The 20329-nt window shown below is 43.2% G+C and carries 20 protein-coding genes; 16 read left to right on the plus strand and 4 right to left on the minus strand.

The annotated features are described in order from the left end of the window. Window positions 1-106: 106 nt before the first annotated feature. The gene (locus tag C1712_RS02110) at window positions 107-1837 is read right to left on the minus strand and encodes an IS1634 family transposase (RefSeq protein WP_102266373.1); all 1731 of its coding nucleotides are present in this window, start codon (window positions 1835-1837) and stop codon (window positions 107-109) included. A gap of 243 nt (window positions 1838-2080) precedes the next feature. On the opposite strand from C1712_RS02110, the gene holA reads away from it, so the two are divergent. Together holA and bilS are read left to right on the plus strand one after the other, a co-directional pair. Beyond that, window positions 2081-3040, plus strand: a complete 960-nt coding sequence (gene holA / locus C1712_RS02115; RefSeq protein WP_178199870.1) for a DNA polymerase III subunit delta — start codon at window positions 2081-2083, stop codon at window positions 3038-3040. After that, window positions 3037-4773: a flavodoxin family protein BilS gene (gene bilS / locus C1712_RS02120; protein WP_178199871.1), complete on the plus strand. Its 1737-nt coding sequence runs from the start codon at window positions 3037-3039 to the stop codon at window positions 4771-4773. Before holA ends, bilS begins: the two co-directional genes overlap by 4 nt. A gap of 240 nt (window positions 4774-5013) precedes the next feature. Here bilS and rpsT read toward each other — a convergent pair whose 3' ends face one another. Beyond that, a complete protein-coding gene (rpsT, locus tag C1712_RS02125) occupies window positions 5014-5277 on the minus strand; it encodes a 30S ribosomal protein S20 (protein ID WP_102266379.1) in 264 nt (87 codons plus the stop codon). A 105-nt stretch (window positions 5278-5382) separates the two neighbouring features. Between rpsT and gpr the strand changes: the two genes are divergently transcribed. The 7 genes from gpr to C1712_RS02155 all read left to right on the plus strand — a co-directional run bounded on the left by gpr (window position 5383) and on the right by C1712_RS02155 (window position 12912). Then, the gene (gene gpr / locus C1712_RS02130; RefSeq protein WP_102266381.1) at window positions 5383-6243 is read left to right on the plus strand and encodes a GPR endopeptidase; all 861 of its coding nucleotides are present in this window, start codon (window positions 5383-5385) and stop codon (window positions 6241-6243) included. A 156-nt stretch (window positions 6244-6399) separates the two neighbouring features. Next, complete coding sequence (locus tag C1712_RS12615; RefSeq protein ID WP_180963043.1) at window positions 6400-6567, plus strand: hypothetical protein; 168 nt, start codon at window positions 6400-6402, stop codon at window positions 6565-6567. Window positions 6568-6647: 80 nt separating this feature from the next. Continuing rightward, window positions 6648-10199 carry an autotransporter outer membrane beta-barrel domain-containing protein gene (locus tag C1712_RS02135; RefSeq protein WP_102266383.1) on the plus strand — a complete coding sequence of 1184 codons (3552 nt, stop codon included), beginning with the start codon at window positions 6648-6650 and terminating at the stop codon, window positions 10197-10199. 174 nt (window positions 10200-10373) lie between these two features. Then, a complete protein-coding gene (locus C1712_RS02140; RefSeq protein ID WP_102266385.1) occupies window positions 10374-11237 on the plus strand; it encodes a stage II sporulation protein P in 864 nt (287 codons plus the stop codon). Between the two features lie 4 nt (window positions 11238-11241). Continuing rightward, a complete protein-coding gene (locus tag C1712_RS02145) occupies window positions 11242-11523 on the plus strand; it encodes a hypothetical protein (RefSeq protein ID WP_102266387.1) in 282 nt (93 codons plus the stop codon). A 56-nt stretch (window positions 11524-11579) separates the two neighbouring features. Beyond that, the gene (gene fmt, locus C1712_RS02150; protein WP_245858039.1) at window positions 11580-12512 is read left to right on the plus strand and encodes a methionyl-tRNA formyltransferase; all 933 of its coding nucleotides are present in this window, start codon (window positions 11580-11582) and stop codon (window positions 12510-12512) included. Between the two features lie 85 nt (window positions 12513-12597). Further along, window positions 12598-12912, plus strand: a complete 315-nt coding sequence (locus C1712_RS02155; protein ID WP_180963044.1) for a hypothetical protein — start codon at window positions 12598-12600, stop codon at window positions 12910-12912. Here C1712_RS02155 and C1712_RS02160 read toward each other — a convergent pair. Then, window positions 12866-13336, minus strand: a complete 471-nt coding sequence (locus tag C1712_RS02160; RefSeq protein WP_146003299.1) for a transposase — start codon at window positions 13334-13336, stop codon at window positions 12866-12868. The genes C1712_RS02155 and C1712_RS02160 overlap by 47 nt on opposite strands. 94 nt (window positions 13337-13430) lie before the next feature. On the opposite strand from C1712_RS02160, the gene C1712_RS02165 reads away from it, so the two are divergent. The 6 genes from C1712_RS02165 (at window position 13431) to C1712_RS02190 (ending at window position 19424) form a co-directional block, all read left to right on the plus strand. Continuing rightward, window positions 13431-14408, plus strand: coding sequence for a threonine ammonia-lyase (locus tag C1712_RS02165; RefSeq protein ID WP_102269694.1), 978 nt, complete (start codon window positions 13431-13433; stop codon window positions 14406-14408). A gap of 182 nt (window positions 14409-14590) precedes the next feature. After that, window positions 14591-16393, plus strand: a complete 1803-nt coding sequence (gene lepA, locus C1712_RS02170) for a translation elongation factor 4 (protein ID WP_102269696.1) — start codon at window positions 14591-14593, stop codon at window positions 16391-16393. A gap of 116 nt (window positions 16394-16509) precedes the next feature. After that, window positions 16510-17310: a hypothetical protein gene (locus C1712_RS02175; protein WP_102266393.1), complete on the plus strand. Its 801-nt coding sequence runs from the start codon at window positions 16510-16512 to the stop codon at window positions 17308-17310. Between the two features lie 12 nt (window positions 17311-17322). Beyond that, window positions 17323-18408: a radical SAM family heme chaperone HemW gene (gene hemW / locus C1712_RS02180; RefSeq protein ID WP_102266395.1), complete on the plus strand. Its 1086-nt coding sequence runs from the start codon at window positions 17323-17325 to the stop codon at window positions 18406-18408. A 312-nt stretch (window positions 18409-18720) separates the two neighbouring features. Beyond that, window positions 18721-18996, plus strand: coding sequence for an AbrB/MazE/SpoVT family DNA-binding domain-containing protein (locus C1712_RS02185; protein WP_102266397.1), 276 nt, complete (start codon window positions 18721-18723; stop codon window positions 18994-18996). Further along, window positions 18993-19424, plus strand: coding sequence for a putative toxin-antitoxin system toxin component, PIN family (locus C1712_RS02190; protein ID WP_102266399.1), 432 nt, complete (start codon window positions 18993-18995; stop codon window positions 19422-19424). Before C1712_RS02185 ends, C1712_RS02190 begins: the two co-directional genes overlap by 4 nt. Window positions 19425-19499: 75 nt before the next feature. Here the strand turns inward: C1712_RS02190 and C1712_RS12530 are convergent, their stop codons facing one another. Further along, window positions 19500-19658 (minus strand): GNAT family N-acetyltransferase, encoded by a 159-nt coding sequence (locus tag C1712_RS12530; protein WP_337554080.1) that lies wholly within the window; start codon window positions 19656-19658, stop codon window positions 19500-19502. Window positions 19659-19853: 195 nt separating this feature from the next. Here C1712_RS12530 and rpsO point away from each other — a divergent pair, with 195 nt between their 5' ends. Further along, window positions 19854-20120, plus strand: a complete 267-nt coding sequence (gene rpsO / locus C1712_RS02195; RefSeq protein WP_102266401.1) for a 30S ribosomal protein S15 — start codon at window positions 19854-19856, stop codon at window positions 20118-20120. The last annotated feature ends 209 nt before the right edge of the window (window positions 20121-20329 follow it).

Below are 20329 nucleotides of genomic sequence, written 5' to 3' on the forward strand. Positions count from 1 at the left end.
TGTTATAATCCCAAGTTTGACACCTAGACAATGAAAAAACTCAAGAAAAGCTGATAAATAAAGGCTAATCTTGAGTTTTCGTTTTGTAACGATATGTGGTATTTTTTTATCTGTTCTTTGATTTGTGGATAATATTTCTCATTTTCTTCTGTTTGATAATCTGGGTATCTGTATAAAATCCAAACAATTCATGTAATTTGTCTGTTAGATCGGTTCGTTTATAAGTCGGTATATATCCATATCCTTCTATCTCACATACATTCATTTCTCGTAATGTATGTATGATCTGTTCTACGCTATATTCCTTATCTAACTTTTCTTCCAGTAAACGATAAACCAATAGTGATATGAAACAGATCAGAAAATGCGCCTTGATCCGATCCTCTCTTTGTAAATATACCGGCCTTGCCTCAAACTCTGTTTTCATGATACGAAAGCATTCTTCTATCTGCCATCTTCTTTGGTTGATCTGAATAATTTCTTCTATGCTTCCATCTATATCCGTTGTAACGGCATAGAAACCATCATACATTGCTTCTTGTCCTATCTTTTCCTGATCTAGTTCATAAATAACTTGATCAGCGACTTCTCCATATTCTGTAACGGATGTTTTCTTTATGAATCTAGCCGGATCATTCGGGTTCTTCCGCTCTTTTCTAATGTTCTTGCTTGTATTTAATAGTTTTTGTGCTCGTTCTAATTGCTTTTGACGTATATTTGCTTGATAAGCACGATATTTAGGCGAATAGGTTACGATCATCGTTTCAGATAGTTTCTTTGATTCGATAGGTACTTCTTTATAATAAATCTCTCCGTAAACAGATGGATCGCTTTCGTCTAATTCACGCAAATCGATCAATCGATTACTTCCTACTTTTCTAAATTGAGTAGGATCCAAAGCAATTTCTCTATCTTCTTTCTTCAGTTTCTTCAAGGATTGGGCAATAACATAAGAACGTCCTTGCATATCATTGAACAGTTTATTATCTTGAGAACCTAGACCGGCATCACTGCAATAGATAAACTCACTGCAATCAAAATCACGAATGATCTTCTGTTCTAAAGGCTTCAATGTTTTCTGTTCATTTTGATTACCGGGATACAGATCGAAAGCCAAAGGGATCCCGTCGGTATCCATAAACAGTCCCATCGTAACGATTGGATTTGGCCGATGTTCTTTTGATTTTCCATATTTTCTTAAATCATCGTCCTCTTCAATTTCAAAATAGTAATTGGTACAGTCATAATAAAGGACCTTTGTATTACGATGATGAATGAAGTGAGAGTTCTTATAAACTTCGGATTGAATATAATCAGATTCTTGAGCGAGAATAGATAACGCTCTGTAAATATGATGGATATCATATTTAGGCTGTTCCAGCAAGGTGTGAGCGAAATCATAAGAGCTCTTTTTACTGGAAGGATGAAGGATACGAGAATAGATCAGATCGGAGAAGATGGATTGAATAGGGAAAGTGAAGTTATGACGGGTTTTCATGTTGCGGAAGATATTATCGAAGCGAAGCTGAGAGCAAATAGATTGAAGAAACAAATAACCGCAATTAAAAGAATGTTGTTCATTTTTCTTGATATGTAGATTAGGATGAAAAGATATAGAAACTTTTTCATTTTCTTGATCATATTGTTCGGTAGCAAGACGAGCCTGCTCTTTGGCCCAGGCAAGGACCTGATCACGATCATTGTTATGAAGAGGAAGGAGTTGATCCATAGAGCCAAGTTTTTTATAGATTTTGGAAGTATTCTTACCGTTTATTCTGTAAGAGTGAATAATATATAGTTGTTCAGCATTCTTAGATTTGACAATATTGATACGCATAGAAGGATCACCACCTAACGACATTATAACACAATACGGCACAATACGCTATACAAAAACTAAAAAATTGACAAAAAAAGTATAAAAAAAGCTTTTGATTAAGCCTTTATTTGAATATTGTTATTTTTTTAGGTGTCAAACTCCCGCGGATCTACTACACGCCCTGGTTTTCTTTCTTTGTGAATTCGGCACATGAGTTTGGCTTTCTGAAATAAAATGTGTTACAATACAGGCGGTGATGTGATGAATTATGTGCTGTATGGCGAGGAACATTATTTATTAAAGGAAGCCTTAGAAAAAATCAAAAAAGAAGCAGGGTGTGATCAAAATGCGATGAATCTGATCACGTATCACGCCCGCCAAGATAAACTGCGCGCTGTACTGGATGATGCGATGACCGTCCCTTTTTTTGCGGAACAGAAGGTCATTGTCGTCGATCACTGTGATTTTCTATGTGCAAAAGCGACAAGCGACTGGAATTTAGAAGAACTGCTCGCTTATCTGCGCAAACCGTTGGCAAGTACGGTGCTCGTGCTGCTGGTTCATCACGATAAGCTGGATACGCGTAAAAAAGGGGTAAAGGAAATCCAAAAACTATGTCGCTGCCTCAGTTTCGCCAAATTGGACGAACAGCGTAAATCAGCGGTTTTGCGGGAACTGATCCGGCAAAAAAAGATCAGGATCGATGAACCTGCATTTCACGTATTGGAACTGCGCCTTCCTGCCGATTTGCAGGTCATTCATCAGCAATTAGATAAACTGGCGCTTTACGGTGATTTTGTCGATGAGAAAATCGCGATGGCAATGGTGCCAAAGCCTTTGGAAGAAGATGTATTCGCAATGGTAAACGCGATCATTGCCGGAAAGATGAAGCAGGCGTTCGCCCTGTATCGCGATCTGGAGGCACTGCATCATGACGCGATCTATTTGTTGGCGGTGCTCGCTTCTCAGCTGCGTTTTCTTTATCAGGTGGCTGTGTTGATGCGCAAAGGCTATCGGCAGGCGGAAATCGCTGATTATCTGCATGCGCATCCATATCGGGTCAAGCTCTCGATGCAAAGCGTTCAGCTGTTGTCGCCGAATCAATTATGGAAGCTGTTAGCCAAATGTGCACAGCTCGATCAGAATATGAAAGCGGGAAAGATCGATAAGCGTCTCGGTTTTGAACTGCTGCTACTGGATATAAGGAGAGATCAGTTATGAAATCATTGAAAGAGTTATATCGGATCGGACCGGGTCCGTCCTCCTCTCATACACTGGGACCAATGCGTGCCTGTTTGAAGTTTAAGGAAGCACATCAAGGCGCTGCCTGCTTTCAGGCAGAATTGTTTGGCTCTTTGGCTTTGACGGGGAAAGGGCATCACAGCGACCAGATCATTATTGATACACTGGCACCGATCCCGTGCACCGTTCTTTTTTCACAGGCGGAACAACTGCCTCACCCTAATACGATGAAGCTGCATGCGATCGATGCGGAAGGAAAGATCTATGACACTTGGACGATCTGTTCGATCGGCGGCGGCGCCCTGCATATTCTTGAGATACAGGATGAAATGGAAGGGAAAGAAATCTATCCGCAGAAAAACTTCCAGGAGATCAAAGCGGAATGTCTGCGGCGCAAGATTTATTTGCGTGATTATGTCGATCAGTATGAGCAGATCGATGACTATTTGAGCGAAATCATGGATGCGATGATGAAGGCAGTAGAGCGCGGTCTTGGCGCAGATGGCTATCTGCCCGGGAAGCTGCACCTTTTAAGAGTAGGAAGGAATCTTTATCGCAAGGCGCTTACCTGTAACGATCCAATCATAAAAGAAAAGATGCTGTTATGCGCCTATGCATATAGTGTTTCAGAGGAAAATGCGGCCGGCGGCTATGTGGTAACGGCGCCTACCTTAGGAAGCAGCGGTATTCTGCCCGCAATCGTTTATTATTTTTATCATGATAAGGGCTATTCGAAGCAACAGATCATTACCGGTTTGAAAATTGCCGGGATCATCGGTAATCTGATCAAGCAAAATGCGACGATCTCCGGTGCGCAGGGCGGCTGTCAGGCGGAAATCGGGGCTGCCTGTGCCATGGGAGCAGCCATGATCGCATCTTTACAGGGGCTAAACGACGCGATGATCGAATATGCGGCAGAGATCGGCATCGAGCATCATTTGGGGCTTACCTGTGATCCGGTCGGCGGCTATGTCATGATCCCCTGCATTGAACGCAATGCGGTGGCAACCTTGCGTGCCATGGACGCAGCCTTTTTATCCGGCACGCTGAGTGAACTCAAGGGCAATCGCGTTTCACTGGATATGGTCATCAATACGATGAACTACACCGGCCGCAAGCTGGCAATCGAATTAAAGGAAACGTCGTTAGGCGGTTTGGCGACAGTCGTTCCGCTGGAGGATAAGATCATCAATCAGACCATGATCGTTTATGCGTCAAAAAGCGGCAATACCAAACAGCTTGCCGATGCCTTAGAAAAAGAAATGCTGGTGCGCTCGATCCCGACTGCGGAAATCAGTGAGGAAGAAATCGCCTCCTGCCAAAGCTTTTTGATCGGTTATTGGGTCAATCAGGGAAATTGCGATGAGGAAACAAAAAAACTTTTGACAAAACTGCATGGCAAACAGATTTTCCTCTTTGGCACGCTCGGGGCAAAGGACAGCGGAAATTACTATGATGCGGTAAAACAGCGTGTGGAAGCACTGCTAGGCGATAATGAGTTGATCGGCCATTACTTATGTCAAGGCAAGATCCGCCCCGAAGTGATCGAACGCTATCGGGTCATGGCAAAACAAAAACCGGATGATGAGCATTTACAAATGCAGTTAGAGAATTATGAAGCGGGCATCACCCATCCGGACCAAAATGATATACAACTGTTATTAGAGGCATATCGCTGCATGAAGTCTAAACTGCATGCGCCGAAGCGATAGGGCAAAAGGTTTCAGGCTGTCATTGATGAATCGATATTTGTGTACGCATTGAAGTATCATTCTTTCCAACCGTTATCCTATATAAAGATTTAAGAAGTCGGTTTATAGTACTGCTCCTGATTTCTGAAACAGCGCTGCTTTTCTTCACCTGAAGAAGAACAGCGTTGTTTTATGATCCGATGATAGAAACAGATGCATAAAAAAATCCGATCGTCATGATCGGATCTAAATCGTATCTTTTTAAGCAATTCCGTTGATCAGTTTGCTTAAACGTGCTTTCTGACGGCTTGCGTAGTTTTTATGATGGATGCCTTTGGCAACCGCCTTATCCAGCTTAGAACTTGCAACCGCATATGCGGAAACTGCAGCCTCTTTATCATTTGCATCTACTGCCGCAAGAACTGCCTTGATTGCTGTTTTCAGTGCAGATTTCTGAGAAGTAACCGCTAAATGTCTTTTGTTATTGGTTAAAACACGTTTTTTCTGTGATTGAATCTGTGGCATGTTTGCACCTCCTAGTTTTTAATTGCTTTCCAATTATAACAAATACTCTATAAAAAAGCAATAAAAGAATCAATAAAAAGCCATACTACCGAAAGAGGTGAAAAAATGCCGTTGAAAAACTTTGAAATCCGTACTGATTTCGCCGATGAATGGATCTTAAATCATCAAGAGGATGATAGTTTTACACATCATATCATGCAAAAAGAGGGAATCGATCTGCACTTCATTCAGATCCTGAAAGAAGAAAATAGCCTGCATAAACAAAAAGGAATTTATGTAACGCTCGCTTATGAGAAGATGGATGACAGAGAGGCGCGATTGAAGATCGCTTCGACGCTGCAATTCTGCATACGGGAGCTTTTGGAAAAGATGGAAGTAACACCGCACAAGTTTCTTGTCGTCGGCTTGGGCAACCGTATGGTCGCAAGTGATGCGCTGGGTCCTTTGGTGGCTAATGAGATCATGGTAACGGCTCATTTTTACAAGGACGGCAGTTTTGATATGAAAGGCACGCAGGAAGTTGCGGCGATCGTTCCCGGAGTAATGGGACAGACCGGGATTGAGTCGGGAGAGATCGTAAAAAGCATTGTCGATACGTATGGACCGGAACTGGTCATTGTGGTCGACGCACTTGCCACCGGCAGTACGGCGCGCATCAATCGGGTGATCCAGTTAAACAGCGTCGGGATCATACCGGGCAGCGGGGTCGGCAACCATCGCATGAAATTGGATGAAGAAACACTGGGCGTACCGGTTTTATCGCTAGGCGTGGCAACGGTCATCTCGGTGGCGGCGATCGTGAAAGAATGTGTTCCGCAATTAGATTTTGAACAGCTGCAAGAGGCACATCCCTTTTTTCACTTGGTCGTTACGCCGAAGTCGATCGATGTTGAGATGAAGCAATTATGCGAGATACTGGCATTGGCGCTGAATCGTTTTCTGCATCCTGACTTTGATAAATTATAAAAGCTTTCTGTTTATCTGTGCGTTCTGCATTCAGTTCGATTACGTTCAAAAATATAGATTTTTTAAGCATAAAGTGAAACTATTAGAACAAATGGATTGTTTTATTTTTACTTCGTGCTATAATTCAATTGTGATAACAAATATTTATGCGATAATTTGCGAAAAGGGGTTGACAGTCATGCTGAGAGCTGCGACAATCGTACAGACAGACAGACAGACAGACAGACAGACAGACAGGTAAAATCTGCCCATTTTTCGCAGAGCATTTATCCGCAAATCGAACAGGCAAAGCGCTATTTTAGTAACGATGCTATCGTTATCTAAAACAGTTGCTTTGCCTGTTTTCGTTTTGTAATAGTTGTTATCAAGATGATTGTATGTAATCAAAGAAAGGAGTGAACGATATGTGCAAAAAAGCATGGAATCGTTTGGCGATTTTTGTCATATCTTTTTTGATGTTGATCGCCGGAATCAAAAACGGCTACTTCGTTTATGCTTTAGACCAAGAGAAGCATAGCGGTTATCAGTTTGTGGTTACGTATGATGCAGAGAAAAGAAGTGCTGCGATCACAGGTAATGATGCAAATGTTGACGGATCGGTAAAAATTTTAAGCATTGCGACAGGAGATAAAACGCTGGATCTTGCGCATCCGGAACTGACTGTAACAGCGAACGGCGAATATACGTTCCAGATCCGTTATGAGCAAACGACAACTGTTGAAGGAAACAAACAGACAACACAAGAGGAAGAAACCCTTTCTGTAACAGTAGATGAAATTGAAGAGGAATCAACAAAGATTATCGAAGAAAGTGCAGATCAAGCGATGCCAAAGGCGCTTTCTGCACCGTTGGCGGAAACTGTATATGAGGTGGCGAATGAAACACAGCATAATACTGCGATAAATAAAATTGCAAGCAGTGCGGAAACAAAGGCAACGATCAAGTTTACAAGTGATATCAATAGAGAGATTGCAATCCGTGGAGTTGCCGGAAAGCATATCACTTATCAGGCCGCAGACGGTGTCAACGCAAAGGTTACGATCAATCGCGAGATTACTCTGGAAGGCGATCTTACATTGGATAATGTGATATTAGATGGATCCTTTAGTACGACCAAAGAATTTTATTGTGGCGGTCATCTATTCGAGACGACCGAACGAACAAAAACGAGCGATACTATTTCTCCTGAAGCTTATACCATTTACGGCGGGGGTGCGGATGGTAAAGATGTAACGGGCGGCACCAATATCATTTTACGCGGCGGTGTGTTCAACTGGGTTTACGGCGGCGGTAAAAACAGCAATGTAACCGGTAATGTAAACGTAACGATCGGCAGCATGATAGCACAAGATAAAAGTCTTGTGAAATTTCGGCGTATCTATGGTGGCTCGCTCAATGGCAGTATCAACGGTAATATCAATCTGAAGTATTATTCCGGTACGGTTTCTTCTGGCTTAGTTTATGGTGGAAGCGATGGGGAAAAGTCCGCGGCACCGCTTGAAATAAACGGAGATATCAATGTGCAATTAGGATATGCAGGCATGAACAATGATGTTATTTCGTATTCATCCGTTACTGCTGCAGGAAGAAATACGACTGTGAAAAATGTGAACCTTGCGGTATATGACAACGGAAATTCTACCATTTATGCTGGATATGATAATACTATTTTAGGAGATGTCGATTTATCAGTTGCCGGCAGCGGTGATAAAGGTCATGATATTTATGCGGCCGGACAGGGAACGATGAATATCGGCGGCGATGTTGATGTTAGTTATTCGTTCATCAATACCGCTTCTTCCGAATATGGTTTTCCAACCCTAGAAATAATCAGCGGCGGCACTGCCAATATCGGCGGTGATGTGACTGTGGATTTATCAAAAACCGACCAGACCTATCAATTTGAAAAATTGAGTATCAACCACAATTCCGGCACCTTAAATGTAGCGGGCGATTGTGTATTAAATATTAACGCTAATGTGAAAGCGGGATATTTATGCGGTAATCGTACAGATACACGCGGCAATACTGCAAATGCCAAAAATACAATCAATTTTGCCAGCGGTGTGCAAGCCAAAGTCGGCACCATTCAGGAATGCGGCAATATTTTCATAAAAGAACAGGCAAATGTCGAAATCAACAGTAATTATTTCCCAGTAACGATTCCCTCTACATCTGAAGAAGAGGGAAGAGGTGCTGATCCGTTTTCCTATTGCTATCATCTTACTTTAGAAAAAGGATCGGTATTGAATACACGTAATGTGACCTGCGCCATTTTAGGAAATGTGGTAATCAATGAAGCCGAGTGGTGGAAAAAAGGTACGGTGGCAATTAGAGGGAATTATACCGCGCATCATGCGAAGCTGTATATCCCGGCAGTGATCAGCGGTCAAAATTATGGAACGGCATCAAGCAATGCGATTACCTTGCGTATCTTTGGCGAAGCGAAAGGAGACAGCACGGTTTATCTGATGGATCGCACGAACTGGACCGAAACAGCTTCAGTCATCGGTGATAATTACATTGCGGCCTTAAAGCTGGCAGATGATGCACCGGCGCAAAGCGTGTTTGTCTTACATAAAGAAAATGCAGATGATCAGCACTATCTGAAACGAGTTGACGATGTTAAGTACGCTACCTACTATATGTGGCAGATCAATCGTGAGATCGTCTATGATTATCAGAAGATCTATGCAGAAGATTTAAGTGTCTATGAGGGCGGTTTAGGTACCGGCAGCAAAGGGCAGGGAGCCGTAGGCAATGCACTGCCGGAGCCGCATTGGCAAATGTCCTTCGCGGATATGAATATTAAGGTTGGAGATCAGGAATGGTCGATAAACGATCAAGGACTTCCGTTTACTTGGGAATATCGTAATTTGGAAACCGGAGAGGTCGTAAAAGATTCGGCCAGAGCAGGTGTTTACGGTCTTTATGTATATCCGCTGAAAGATCATGAGAATGAAATTGTGTCGATTGGCAATCAACAGGCGTTGTATCTGCCGGCAGATGGCTGGAAAGCCGCAGAAATCAAAGTGCGTGACATTACCGACAATGAAAGCGCCGATGATTTGTCAAACGATATGTTCAAGGCAGTATATAACTATCATTCGCCGTTAGCGGGACGCTTGCGCAATATGATGGTATTCAGTCGTGCATTGCTGAGCGATCATGCGAACAGTGCATTAAACGGAACCTTTGACGAAACGACCGGGACCCATAGCGAGACATGCGATCAAAGTCAGCCGCATGCACATGTTTATCCGGGAACCAAATTTCTGAAAAACGGTAAAACCGATCTGCCGGTCAATGCGTATGCGCGTATTGGTCTGTTATGGGATGATCTATTAGATGATGTGCTCGGCTCACAGGCACGCATGGATACGCTCCATGAAAAGAGCTTAAAGGCTCTTCCGGATACCTTTACATCCGATCAGGCAATCACTCGAAAATTCCAGTATATCGATCTTGTCGATATGAATGATGGCAATATTTGGGTCGGAACCGAAAATGAGAATGTTACGATCTATATGCCATATACAGATGAAATGACAAAAGACGATACGATCGCCGTTACTTATTTTGATGGATTGACCAGAGATTATACGGTCAATATGGATCAGGCGGATCTAGATGCGGAAATCGCCAAAAGCAACGCTCACGCCCTAAAGGTAACAAAAACCGATACCGGTATCTTATTCGATGTACCAAGCAAGCAATTCGGTCCATTTGAAGTAATGTGGCAGAAGCAAGCATCCGTTAGCAAGCCGGAAACACCGTCTGTGGATAAACCAAATGATCAGCCTTCTAACATCAAACCAACAGAATCAAAACCACAATCGCAAGTATCGACCGGCGATGCTACCGATACAACGATCTGGCTGTCGTTGTTAGCCGTTTCTACGCTTGCCTTCGCAGTGATCGTCTTAAAGAACAAGAAACGCCGCAAGGCAGAATAAGCGCATGTGTTTATTGAATTAACGGTTAGAAAGAAATAAATAGAAGTCCGTAAGGGATCACGATCCTTGCGGGCTTTTGTTTTGCTTATAAAAGACAGATAGAACAGGAATTGTACTGCGTTTTCATCATAATTCCCATCGCTTTCGCATACAGTGGGTTGAAAGGGGCGCTACATGAAAACCACTGCCAAAATCGTTATAAAATGTTTGTTTCTCTGTGCTTTTCTCGCATTGACACCGTTTTTCGATGCGATCGGTTCAATGGTACATATGGAACACCGCATTCCTAATCTTTTATATAGCGATGACAAAGATGATGAAGAACGCTCATTGAAAGAGGAACTGAACGTGCTTTCTTCCCGTCAATTCCTTCAAGTTAATGAGCAGACTTTTACCTTTGAAACGACCAATGATGTAAAAAGCGCTGATCCTGATCCGACGTCATCGGATAAGCAGACAAATCCGGAAAGCAATGGCAAACGCATCTACATTTACAGCACCCATCAAAGTGAGGATTATTCCAATGAAGCGACGGTAATGGATGCGTCAGCGCTTTTGGCGAACAGCCTGCAAGAAAAAGGCTATCAGGTCGTCGTGGAAACAAATGATTTTAATGCCTACGCCAGAGCCAACGGCTTTGACTACAATACCCTGTATCAGGTTTCCAATAAGTTTATCAATGACGCTTTTGTGGAATACGGCGGTTTTGATCTGGTAATTGATCTACATCGTGATGCGACCCCGCGCAGCGCCGCAATATTAGAAAAAGAAATCACTTATGCGAAGGTCATGTGTGTGATCGGCGGTTTGGCGGCTTATGCTGATGAAGTGAATCAGATGGCATTGACATTAACCGACATAATGAATGCCAAAGTCGATGGTATCATGAAATCCCCGATGATCCGTGAAGCGTATTATAATCAAGGCATGGCACAGAATATGATCTTGATCGAGCTTGGTTCCAATACCAATACATTTGCGGAGATCGAAGCGAGCATTCCGGTTTTGGCAGAGGGCATTGATGAACTGTTGAGGTGAGAGGATGAAACGATTTCTTTGTGATGCGTTGCTGGTGCTGGTGATCGTATCGATCATGCACTATGATTTTGATCAAGAAGTAAGCGTGGAAGAACAAGTCCGTGATTTTGAAGCGGAAGTATCACGCGAACAGATCGTAAAGCCGAAAACAGAAACGGTGCGTTTACAGGATATCAAAGAAAACAAGGCGTCTGCATCGGCACGCGGGGTTTCGGAGTTTATCGTCGGTGTTACCGAGGAAGGCGCGCATCTGTTTGGCTCTTTGTTTGGGGGCATCTTGCAATAGCGTTCTTTACGTGATAGAAAAAGCGTGATATACTCATTTGGGAATGAGGTGATACGATGAAAGAAAGAATCGTATTTATGGGAACACCTGTTTTTGCCTGTGCGATCTTGAAGTGTTTGAAAGAGGCGGATTACGATGTTGTACTGGTCGTTTCACAGCCTGATAAAAAAGTGGGAAGAAAACAACTGATTCAGGAAACGCCGGTGAAAGCGCTGGCGCAGACTTATGGAATCGAGGTATTTCAGCCGGAACGGATCAAAGATACGTATGAACAGATCTTGCGTTATAGGCCGGATCTGATCGTAACCTGTGCTTATGGGCAGATGATCCCGGAAGCGCTCTTGCATGCACCGCGGCATGGGAGTATCAATGTGCATGCTTCTTTATTGCCAAAGCTGAGAGGTGGTGCGCCGATCCATAAAGCGATCATCAACGGTGATTCACAAAGCGGCATATCCATTATGCGAATGGTCAAACAGATGGATGCTGGAGCGGTCATGAAACAGGTCGCCGTGGCGATTACGCAGGATGATACGATGGGAACATTGAGCGAAAAGTTAGCCGATGCCGGCGGGAAGCTGTTGTTAGAGTGTCTGCCGCTGATCTTGCGTGATGAGGCGGTCTTTATTGAGCAGGATGAAAGTCAAGCGACATTCGCTTATAATATTTCCAAGGAAGAAGAAAAAATCGATTTTACCAGACCGTTACAAAACGTATATGACCAGATTCGCGGATTGATTCCTTCGCCGATCGGTTATGCGTTCCTAAACGGTAAAAAGATCAAATTTCATGCGGTGCGTAAAAAAGAACAAGCGCATGCGCATCAAAACGGTGAATTGGTCGGCATGATGGAAGGAGCGCTGGCGATTGCCTGTGAAGGCGGCTATCTATTGGTAGAAGAGCTGCAGATGGAAGGGAAAGCCAAGCTGGATGCGAAAAGCTTTTATAACGGCGCCGGTCGTAATTTGATCGGATCTTGCATAGTGTAAAAACTTGTGGATCATTTTCTCATTTTATGAGGATGATTCACTTTTTTTCGGCTTTGAAATGCTAACTAACAATATTGTAAATGGAATGTTTGATAATCTCAAGAAAGAGAATCCATCAAAGGATCATACGGATCATGATAGCCCGACATATTATAATGAATTAGTATCCTTGAAAGTAGAAACAACTGATAAGAAAGTAATGTTGGGAACAAACACGCTTGCATATGCTTTTGATCCTACCGGCGATGCAGTTAGAAATCAGTATTGGTTTAATAAATTAGTATCGATTGATTTAAGCGGCCTAGATACTAGTAGTGTTACGAATATGGCTTATATGTTTGCGTATTGTTTATTCAAAACCTCTCAAAAGCTTTATAACTTGGTACGACATTGTTTGTGATCGCTCTGAATCTTAGATCATACTTGCATAACTCCTCTAATTCACGTAAAGAGGCATAGCCTCCGTTTACGAAAGCCAATATAATACAAGCAAGCATCATACCCGGGTGATAAGCACGTTTATCATAATTATGTAAATCAATATATTTATTTAGATCGATCCTTTCCATAATCTCCATAACTGTTCTTGACAAATCACACTTATCAACATTTTTTTCATAAGAATAAGTAAAATCTAGTAGCATATATGGTTGAAATACGCTATAATTCTCTTGGTTAATTTGTGTACTGGTCATACTTAAATTATACCAAAAAAACATGTTTTCTTCTTTGTGAAGTCCACATGTTTTTTTATTTTTGTGCTGTCTATCTGTCACAGCCCCTTTATGACGATCAGCAAGTGGTGAAACGATCCATACAAGCAAAGCAAATACCGTTTTCGCTTTCTATCGATCATTGACAAGCAAGATGATTTTCATTATGATGAAAGCAAGAAACAAAAGAAGAGGAGCGATCATCATGAAACGATCATTTTGTGGGCAGGATGTCATAGATGCCTATGCCCGTATTGCTGATTATGTTGAGGAAACGCCGCTTGTGCATTCCATGTATTTAAGCAATGCACAGCAGAATGTCTATTTGAAGATGGAATCATTACAAAGTACCAAGAGTTTTAAGATCAGAGGATGCTTAAATAAAATGCTTTCCTTGAACGATGAGGAAAAAGCCAAAGGAGTCATTACGGTATCAAGTGGAAATCATGGCGTCAGTGTCGCGTATGGTGCGAAATTACTGGGGATCAGGGAAGCGGTCATCATTGTACCGAAGACCACGCCGCAAAGCAAGGTCGATAAGATTCGCTATTTCGGCGGACAGGTCATGATGATGGGACAAAATTATGATGAAGCGCATGTGCAGGGCATGCAGTATGTGAAAAGTCATGACTATACGTTTATTGATTCTTATTATGATGATCCTTTCATCTATGCGGGGCAAGGCACGATTGCGCTTGAGATCTTAAAGCAAAATCCGCAGATCGATACGATACTGGTGCCGGTGGGCGGAGGCGGCATGCTTACCGGGATCGCTGTTGCGGCACATCAGATCGATCCAAAGGTACAAGTGATCGGGGTGCAGACTGCCGCTTGTCCGGCGTTGGTAAAGTCTTATCAAGAGCACCATTTTTATGAAGAGTGTAAAAGCGCGCCTTCTATCTGTGATGCGCTGATCGGAGGAATCGGTAAGCTCTGCTATGAGATGGCAAAGGATTATATCGCCGATCTGCTTACCGTGGAAGAAGAAACGATCAGAAAAGCGGTTGCACATATCATCAATTATGAAAAATTCGTCGTTGAACCGGGCGGTGCGGTCGGTGTGGCGGCACTGTTTGAAAAGCGGGAACACATCAAAGGGAGAAATATTGCCATTGTGCTATCCGGCGGTAATATCAATGAAACGTTGATGTTAGAAATTCTGAATGAACAGGCAAAGCAGTGATAAAAGCGCATTCGTATCGTAAAAGCGAATGCTTTTTTTCATGGTCAAACGATGGAATGGGGAATGTAAGTGCAAGGGGAAGCTGTTTTGGTAAGGGAGAAATACCTTTTTGCGGCCTTACTTGCGGGAATATGTTTTTTCCTGTATAATAGGGCGTGCTTTTAAGGAAAGGAATGATGTCTGTGGATCAGAAATATGTGCGCAATTTTTCGATCATTGCCCATATCGATCATGGGAAATCAACGCTGGCAGATCGGATCCTGGAAATTACGGATACCGTGCAGCAGCGTGATATGAAAAGTCAGCTGCTTGATTCAATGGATCTGGAGCGGGAACGCGGCATTACGATCAAGTTGAATGCGGTGCAGCTGTCCTATCACGCGAAAGATGGACATGATTATTTGTTTCATTTGATCGATACGCCGGGACATGTCGATTTTACTTATGAAGTATCACGTTCTTTAGCGGCTTGCGAAGGGGCGATCCTGGTCGTGGATGCGGCACAGGGAATCGAAGCACAGACATTGGCAAATGTATATTTGGCGCTTGATAATGATCTGGAGATCATACCGGTCATCAATAAAATCGATTTGCCGAGCGCGCAGCCGGAGCTGGTAAAAGAGGAAATCGAAAATGTGATCGGATTAGATGCGAGCGATGCGCCTTTGATCTCAGCGAAAAGCGGTCTGCATATTGAAGACGTATTGGAGGCGATCGTAGCCAAAATCCCTTCTCCTCATGGCGATCCGCAGGCACCGCTGCAAGCGCTGGTCTTTGACTCGGTGTATGATGCTTATCGCGGAGTCATCGCTTATGTGCGCATCAAAGAGGGAAGCGTGAAAATCGGCGATCAGATTTCCTTTATGTCTACCGGCGCCGTTTATGAGGTGCTGGAGGTCGGTGTGCATACGCCTAAGGAAGTCAAAAAGCAGGAACTGCAATGCGGAGAGGTCGGCTGGATTTCCGCAAGCATCAAATCGATCAAAGATGTGCGGGTCGGCGATACGATCACCAATGCAAAGCGTCCTGCGAAAGCGCCGCTGGCCGGTTATCGGGTCATGAATCCGATGGTGTACTGCGGCTTGTATCCGATTGATTCTGCGAAGTATAACGATCTGCGCGATGCACTGGAAAAATTGCAGTTAAATGATTCTTCGCTTGTCTTTGAGGCAGAAACTTCACAGGCGCTGGGCTTTGGATTTCGCTGTGGCTTCTTGGGACTGCTGCACATGGATGTGATTCAGGAGCGTATCGAACGTGAATATCACATTGATTTGATTGCAACTGCGCCTTCGGTTGTCTATCATGCCTATTTAAGTGATGGCAGCATGGTGGAGATCGACAATCCTTCGATGCTTCCGGATATGACAAAGCTCGATCACATTGAAGAACCGTTTGTCAAAGCGAGCATCATGACGCCCAACGCTTATATCGGGGCAATCATGGAGCTGTGTCAGAAGAAACGCGGTTTTTACAAAGATATGACCTATATTGATGATTCCCGCATGAATATCATCTATGAACTGCCTTTAGGTGAAATCGTCTTTGATTTCTTTGATAAGCTGAAATCGGCGACACGTGGCTATGCGTCGTTTGATTATGAATTTATCGGTTATCGCACCAATCGTTTGGTAAAAATGGATATTTTGTTGAATGGTGATGTCATTGACGCACTGTCCTGTATCGTACATCGTGATTTCGCTTATCCAAGAGGCAAAGCGATCTGCGAAAAATTGAAGCAGCTGATTCCAAAGCAGCAGTTTGAAATACCGGTACAGGCGGCGATCAACAATAAGATCATTGCTCGCAGTGATATCAAAGCGCTGCGAAAAAATGTGTTGGCGAAGTGCTACGGCGGCGATATTTCCCGTAAAAAGAAGCTGCTGGAAAAACAGAAAGAAGGAAAGAAGCGCATGAAGGCGATCGGCAGTGTAGAGGTGCCGCAGGAAGCGTTTATGGCAGTGCTTTCCATGGATGAAGAATAAGAAACTGTGCCTGTTGAGACACAGTTTTTTTAACGGATACTGACTTCTTTTTACCTGTTTTGTCGAAAATGTCAGTTGCTGATGGTTCTTGTGATAGGATAAAGCGGGTGATCATTATGTATGAAACGATCAAGCAGTATTCGGAAAATGCCTATCTCAGCAAGTCAGCGTTAGCGAAGCGTTTTTCCGGCGTGGAATTAGATGCTTTGTGGAAAGAGATCCTAACGTATCGTGCGCTGTTTCAGGAACAGATCGTCTGTTATGGAAAAACGTATGTATTGACGATGAATCCCTTTGTCTATCGAAAACTGCTTCTGCTCAGTGAACGGTTTTACCAAAGTGAGAGCATAGCGGTGATTTCTGAACATGAGCTGTGGCATCATTTCTATCTGCGCTTCAAAGATACGCTGGATCCTTATCATCTGCGGCTGTTATGTGAGGAACGAAATTGCTTGCTCCTGCGTCTTTATTTTTGTCTTTGCTTCTCTAAAAAAACGGCGCTTCCCTTGTTTGAACAGATGCTTGCCTATCATCAGTGCCATCATTTCCTGTCATGCAAGGAAAGTGAAGCAGACTTACTTTTTCATGAAGAAGATGGAAATGATCTAACGTATGGATTACTGCGGTTTTTAGAATTTGTGCGTTTGCATCTATCGGAAAGAGTGGTATCATATAGCCATGAACAAAATGCGGGCCGATCGCTCATGACGCTGAAAGAATGCTGGCCGCAGCTTGGCGAGGCGCAGCTGCGCTTTTATTTATCGCATCAGAAAGCAGGACACTATTATACGATCCATGATTACATGGAACAGCAGAAAGTCTGTTATGAAACAGCGAGACAGGCGATGGAAGGACTGTGCACGGCGCGTTTTTATCGCAAGCAGAAGATCGGGAAGCGTTTTGTCTATTGCTTATAAGGAGGGCATGGCATGGTAGAAAGTGCGTATCTTCATGTGCCGTTTTGTAAAAGCATCTGTGCATACTGTGATTTCTTTCGCTATGGAAGCAGTGAAACGCTGCAGGAACAGTGGTTAAAACAGGTGTCTGCAGATCTGGAAGCGTTGGATCTTGCTTCATTAAAGACTTTTTATATCGGCGGCGGCACGCCCAGCGCTTTATCGCCATCACAGCTGGAACGCTTGCTTGCGGTAATTGCTTCTCGGACACCGCAGTTAGAGGAGTTTACGATGGAAATCAATCCGGACTGTTTTGATGAAGAAAAGCTGCGCATTTGCATGAAATATGGAATCAATCGTCTTTCGATCGGCGTACAGAGCATGGATGATACGCTGCTACAAGCGATGAACCGCCGTCATAATGTGCAAATGGTGCACGAGGTGATCAAATTGTGCAAAGCGCACGGACTGGTGAATCTGTCGATCGATCTGATCTATGCTTTGCCCGATCAAAGTCTTTCTAAGTGGCAGGAAACTTTGCGGGAAGCGGTTGCATTAGATGTGCCGCATATTTCTCTTTACGCACTCAGCATTGAACCAAACAGCCTGTATGGCAGAAAGCAGGTGCAGAAAGCCGATGATGAACTGGAAGCGGATGAATATGAATGGGCGATCGCTTTTTTAACGGAACACGGCTATCGGCAATACGAAGTATCCAACTTTGCCAAAGCCGGTTATGAAAGCAGACATAATCTGGCTTATTGGCACTATGATGATTTTTATGGAATCGGATGCGGCGCCAGTGGGAAAGAAAAACATATCCGTTATGATAATGAGCGAAATCTGATGGCATATCTGAAAGGAATGCGGGCAAAAGAAACGATCACATTAAGCAAAGAAGAGGAAATGTTTGAATTTTTGATGATGGGCTTACGCTTGTGTGACGGCATTTCTTTGTCAGTGTTTGAAAATCGCTTTGCCTGTTCTTTTTTCGATGTGTATCAAGAAGCATATGCAAAGCTGTCGGCACAAGGACTGCTGGTAAATGAAGGGGATCGGATCAAGACCACACCACAGGGATTACATCTATTACATGAAGTGCTGTTGGCACTCATGTAAAAAACGCATCAGCGCAAAGAACTTCTGTACGTGAATGCGCTTATTTCAGTTTGCCGAATAAAAGCAGATCATAGAAGATGCCGTTTTTACAGACGGCATTTTAAGGTGTTTTCCTGTTTGAAATGATGGTGCAGCACCAGAAATGAACTGTCAAGGACTTTTGATCAAGCTCATAAAGATCTACGACCTTACGTTCTGTGCTGTTGCAAAAAATAACTACAACGACTTACATTGATTTTTTTAGTCTTTCTGCGTATAATGGAAGTAGGGAAAGTAGGGATTTCCATATTTCTAGAAAGGTGGTGCAGACCTATGTTAACAAAAACGTTTGTGGACAATGCCAAAGTTATGGCAAAAGGACAGATCACGATCCCGAAAGATGTTCGTGCCGTTCTCGGTGTAGCAAGCGGCGACAGAGTTACTTTTGTGGTGGAAGGAAACTCTGTCCGTATCGTTAATTCTGCTGTGTACGCCATGCAAATGCTTCAGCAGGAAATGGTTAACGATGCAGAACGTACCGGATTGACTTCGGAAGATGATGTGATGGCGCTAGTCAAAGAATTGCGCAGCGAGGATGAAAAGGAATGAGGGTTTTGATAGATACCAACGTTCTTATTTCTGCGGCATTAAGCGCTAATGGAAAACCGTTTCAGGCGTATGTAAAAGCAACCTCACATCCCAATCATGGTCTAATCTGTGAACAGAACGTGGATGAAATGAAACGGATCTTCAACAAGAAATTCCCAAACCGCCTCGCAGCTCTGGATAGGTTTCTTTCGTTAGCTTTGTTGACTTTAGAATTAGTTTCAGTTCCAACAGATGAAAACGTGTCGGAAATGCAGATCCGGGATGTAAATGACCGTCCCATCCTGCGGGCAGCGATTGCGGCAAAAGCCGATGTTCTTCTTACCGGTGATAAGGATTTTTTAGAGTCTGGCGTGAAAAATCCAGCAATTATGACACCGGCAGAATTTTTGAATGATTGTTTCATTGAAAAAGCAGCGGATCGAGAGTGAAAAACTCCCGACCCGCTGTATTTACTTCTGTGATACAGTACATGTTTGATTTTATCACACATAGTTTCGGTGTTTTTACAGACGGCATTTTAAGGTGCCTTCCTGTTTGAAATGATTGTGCAGCAGCACTTTTTGAGATGCGATATTTGGCGAAAATTCATCGGCGCTGATGCGAGTGATCGAAAGAAGCGCAAATGCTTCGATACAAATCTGGCGGACGGCTTCGCTCATGATGCCGCGGTTTTTATCGTTACCTCTTTCCTGATTTGTCTATTATTATAGTATGCGGAAGAGGAACAAAAGGTTTCAAAAAGCTATTGCATTTTAAGATGGTCTATTGTAGAATATAGAAGATTTCTTACTGGGGGCTTGGCTCCCTTCGACCGGTTGCTCGGTAAGAAACGACTATTGAACAGGAGGAAAAAGAAAATGTTATTAAAAGCTGAAAAACAGGCAATCATGAAAGAGTACGCGCGTTTTGAAGGCGATACCGGTTCTGTTGAAGTACAGGTTGCGGTCTTAACTGCACAGATCAACCGTCTGACTGAACACATGAAAGAACACAAACACGATTATCATTCACAGCGCGGTCTGATGAAGATGGTCGGACGTCGTCGTAATCTGTTAGCGTACTTAAAAAGAAACGACTTGAATCGTTACCGTGAGCTGATCGCTCGTTTAGGTCTGCGTAAATAGTTGGTTTCCTAAAGCTCCCATCAGGGAGTTTTTTTGTATCAAAGCGTAATTTTTAGGAAAATGCGCAGCGCATGATCAAGGAAAAAGGCATGACAGACAGACCGGGTTTTAGAATATTTAGAAGACAAAGTGTGTAAAATCAATATTTTTATTACCAATTAGAGCGGTTGTGTGGTATGATAATACAGACGTAAATTAAAAAAGAAGAT

Origin of the sequence: Massilicoli timonensis (assembly GCF_900199515.1) — a bacterium.
Taxonomy (GTDB): Bacteria; Bacillota_I; Bacilli_A; order Erysipelotrichales; family Erysipelotrichaceae; genus Massilicoli; species Massilicoli timonensis.